We start from the raw sequence: 1844 nt of genomic DNA, 5'->3' as shown, positions 1-1844 counted from the left end.
AACTCTGCCAACCTTTGAGTCCGATTGTCTTCAATAATCTCTTTTGTCTGAGTCATCCCCAGGTACATACGCTCAGTATCGGCGCGGCTACCCCTAGCGACTTTGACGAACACCTCAAAACGCTCCCACTTTTGGATCGCGCCGCCGAACTGCTACCGCCCATTATCGATCGCCTAGAACAGGCGGCGATCGATAAACTCGGGCGCGAGTGGGTGCAGACTTGGCGACAGGGCTTGCCAGACCCCACAGACACCCCTGGGAACATTAATATCCCTATTATCCTCTGGCTGAGAAATCTCGCGATCGCTTATGACACGATCGAGTACGGACAAATGCGCTACAACTTACTCGAAAATGGCGGACACTGGTTTCCTGGTGCCAAAGCTACCAATGTCAAAAATCTCGACCTGTCTATCTGTCTGGCAAGTAGTCCCCATGCCACTAAAATCCCCGATCTACTCTGGGAAACCGATCGACTCCTTGGCGGTATCGAAGTAAAACGACTGTCTCAAAGCTAGAGAATAGGGGATAGGGAAGTTAAGAGGCTAGGAGAATAGAAGAACGCTTGCGTTCTAAACCCCACCTAAAAGTTAAAGCCTAAAACCCAAAGTCTAATCCCTACCCCCTATCCCCTATTCCCTCTCCCCTCTCCCTATTGACTATTCCCAGCGATCGTGATATCTTAGCAAAGCACGTAAAGCGCACCTCAAGAAAAAATTTAACAAGCGGATGTGGCGGAATTGGTATACGCGCACGCTTGAGGTGCGTGTGGCTTAGTCCTTGGGAGTTCGAGTCTCCCCATCCGCATACAAGTTACTAGATACGCTAGTTTCTCTCTAGCAGTGTCGATCGAAAAGGCGAGATTACCTAATTTAGAGGGTAATCTTGGCCTTGTAGATATATCTTCAGATTCGGCACTACTTATACGGACAATAGTTAGTAGATTTGTCGAGCGCCGATCGTGAGTTTTTGTGAAGCTAGCTGAGCTAAATGACTCCAAATGTGTTATGATAAACATAACTACAAGGGCACGTGGTTCAGTGGATAGAGCATCAGGTTCCGGTCCTGAGGAGCGGGGGTTCGAGTCCCTCCGTGCTCATAAAATAGAAAAGCAGCAAGTGTTTTAACATTTGCTGCTTTTTGGTCTGGATTGCGCTAATCAAGCAATACCGAGCAACGGATTTAGCTTGCCCTGTGCATCTAAGTCATGGAGTGCGTCACAGCCGCCAACGTGAGTATCATCGATAAATATTTGTGGGACGGAACGTTTACCATCGCCTCTTTCTGCCATCGCCGATCGCGCTTGCTCGTCACCATCGACCGAATACTCGGTAAATTCAACGCCCTTACTCTTTAGTAGAGCCTTAGCCCGGATACAAAACGGGCAACTTCGCCATGTATAAATCTCAATATTTGGCTGCATGTAAATGTTTGCTGGTTCAAGCTGGACTTCACTGACTATTTTGGCATTTTTTGATGTCGATCGTCAGCTACTACTCGATCGAGATCCAGGAACGATCGTACTGTTACCTGACGATCGCGATCGAACTAGACAAGCAGCTTATTCATACAGAAGTCGATGCTTGCAGTCCAATCCACACAAAAAATAGACCACCAGTAAATAGCGATCTAAGTTGCAGTAGTTATTGGGTAACTAATATAACAAGTATGATATCTGCAAACTTAGCTATAACAATCAGCCAGTTGTATCGAGTCATCTCAGTCAAACGGCTGGACTTTGGGAGTTGGCAATTTATAAATTGCTACCACTAGTGGCGACTTTCGGCACTCATGTGCCGATTTGTTCGCGCCTACCGAGCTAAATTTGTTATATTCAGCAATGA

The 1844-nt window shown here is 46.9% G+C and carries 2 protein-coding genes, 2 tRNA genes and 1 pseudogene; 4 read left to right on the top strand and 1 reads right to left on the bottom strand.

Features of this window, described 5'->3' with window-relative positions:
• From RMO35_RS11695 to RMO35_RS11685, 3 genes and pseudogenes are all read left to right on the top strand, one after another.
• Positions 1 to 518: pseudogene (locus RMO35_RS11695) on the top strand (aldo/keto reductase); the annotation flags it as partial.
• Positions 519 to 725: 207 nt separating this feature from the next.
• Positions 726 to 807, top strand: a tRNA-Leu gene (locus tag RMO35_RS11690).
• A 219-nt stretch (positions 808 to 1026) separates the two neighbouring features.
• A tRNA-Arg gene (locus RMO35_RS11685) sits at positions 1027 to 1099 on the top strand.
• Positions 1100 to 1159: 60 nt separating this feature from the next.
• On the opposite strand, the gene grxC is transcribed toward RMO35_RS11685, so the two are convergent.
• Positions 1160 to 1423, bottom strand: a complete 264-nt coding sequence (grxC, locus tag RMO35_RS11680; RefSeq protein ID WP_309741402.1) for a glutaredoxin 3 — start codon at positions 1421 to 1423, stop codon at positions 1160 to 1162.
• 4 nt (positions 1424 to 1427) lie between these two features.
• Between grxC and RMO35_RS11675 the strand changes: the two genes are divergently transcribed.
• Positions 1428 to 1610, top strand: coding sequence for a hypothetical protein (locus RMO35_RS11675; protein WP_309741400.1), 183 nt, complete (start codon positions 1428 to 1430; stop codon positions 1608 to 1610).
• The last annotated feature ends 234 nt before the right edge of the window (positions 1611 to 1844 follow it).

The sequence above is a fragment of the Chamaesiphon sp. OTE_20_metabat_361 genome, from assembly GCF_031364565.1.
This window is presented reverse-complemented; position numbering and strand designations above follow the sequence as displayed.

Coding starts and splice junctions, on each gene's coding strand:
- grxC (WP_309741402.1), bottom strand. CDS start 1,423: ATGCAGCCAAATATTGAGATTTATACATGGCGAAGTTGCCCGTTTTGT.
- RMO35_RS11675 (WP_309741400.1), top strand. CDS start 1,428: ATGTTTGCTGGTTCAAGCTGGACTTCACTGACTATTTTGGCATTTTTT.